Genomic DNA, 212 nt, shown 5'->3' with positions numbered 1-212 from the left:
ACACACCTAATAAAACTTTACTTCTTCCAGATTGTTAAAGAACGATACAGCAGATAAGTGTGAGCACTTGGCATGTTCCGAAGAACCTGCAAACTCTAGAAAGGAGGTGATCCAGCCGCACCTTCCGATACGGCTACCTTGTTACGACTTCACCCCAGTCACGAATCCTACCGTGGTAAGCGCCCTCCTTGCGGTTAAGCTACCTACTTCTG

1 rRNA gene is annotated in these 212 nt (G+C 47.6%); it reads right to left on the bottom strand.

Features of this window, described 5'->3' with window-relative positions:
* Window positions 1–99 precede the first annotated feature (99 nt).
* A 16S ribosomal RNA gene (locus GTP55_RS29490) occupies window positions 100–212 on the bottom strand; the annotation flags it as partial.

This window comes from Duganella margarita, assembly GCF_009857535.1.
GTDB lineage: Bacteria > Pseudomonadota > Gammaproteobacteria > Burkholderiales > Burkholderiaceae_D > Rugamonas > Rugamonas margarita.
This window is presented reverse-complemented; position numbering and strand designations above follow the sequence as displayed.